Source organism: Acinetobacter sp. ACNIH3, assembly GCF_002918965.1.
GTDB lineage: Bacteria > Pseudomonadota > Gammaproteobacteria > Pseudomonadales > Moraxellaceae > Acinetobacter > Acinetobacter schindleri.
On sequence record NZ_PQLP01000128.1, the window covers coordinates 1 to 1,193 of the forward strand.

A 1,193-nucleotide genomic window follows, 5' to 3' on the forward strand; every position below is an offset into this window, starting at 1 on the left:
TTTCTATTCTCAATCAAAAATACGAGCATGAACTCGCACTATTTAAACAGCACAAATTCGGCAGTAAAAACGAACATCTCACTGCAAAACAAATCCATCTCTGGGATGAAGCGGTCGAAGAAGATATTGCAGCCGTTGATCTGGAACTGGAACGGCTGAATGCAGATAAAACCGATGCAGCGACACACAAAGCCAAAGCAAATAAACCTAAACGTCGACTGCTGCCCGATCATCTACACACCATTCGTATTGAGCATGAACCAGCATCAACCCAATGCAGTTGTGGCTGCCAGTTACGTCGTATCGGCGAAGATATCAGTGAAAAACTGCATTTCAGACCGGCACAGTTCTATAAGGAACAGCATGTGCGTGGCAAATGGGTCTGTGATCAGTGTGACACCCTGACTCAGCAAGCGATGCCTGCCTATGTGATTGATAAAGGCATTGCTTCACCTGAACTGCTCAGCCATGTGCTGGTATCGAAGTATGCCGATCATTTACCGCTGTACCGTCAACGTCTGATCTATCAGCGGGCGGGAATCGAACTTTCTAGATCAACTTTATCTGACTGGATAGGTCGCTGCGGTGTGGAACTGGAACCTCTGGCCAATGCCTTAAAAGAGGTGGTGCTGCAACAGCGGGTGATCCATGCCGATGAAACGCCGGTCACCATCATGCGGATGAGTGATGATGAGAAAAAACCGAAGAAAGGTTATGTCTGGGCCTATGCCACTACACAGTACAATCCAGTTCAAGCGGTGATCTATGACTTTCAGGATAGCCGTTCAGGTCAGCATGCAGAAGAGTTCCTGAATGGCTGGCAGGGCCATCTGGTCTGTGATGATTACAGTGGTTATAAAGCACGCTTTAAATCAGGCGATGTCATTGAGGTGGGCTGCATGGCGCATGCGCGTCGTAAATTCCATGAACTGCATGTGACTGGGAAAAGTCAGATCGCTGAACAGGCATTACTGATGATTCAGAAACTGTATGCGATAGAAGCAGAACTGTAAGCGTCCGCTGAACCCCACTTTTTCTAACTCATTAATACCGCGATAGTGTCCACTAAATTTAAGTGGACACCTATTTATGGATTTAAAGACAGTTATAGACAGTGCACCAACGCTAAAAAAGCCCCGTCGAACCTTCACAGCTGAATTTAAACATCAACTTATTCAGCAATGCCAGCAGCC

Annotated in this window: 1 pseudogene; it reads left to right on the forward strand. The window is 46.6% G+C overall.

Going from position 1 to position 1,193, the window contains the following annotated elements:
- A pseudogene (gene tnpC, locus C3420_RS17015) lies at positions 1-1,010 on the forward strand (IS66 family transposase); the annotation flags it as partial.
- Positions 1,011-1,193: the final 183 nt, after the last annotated feature.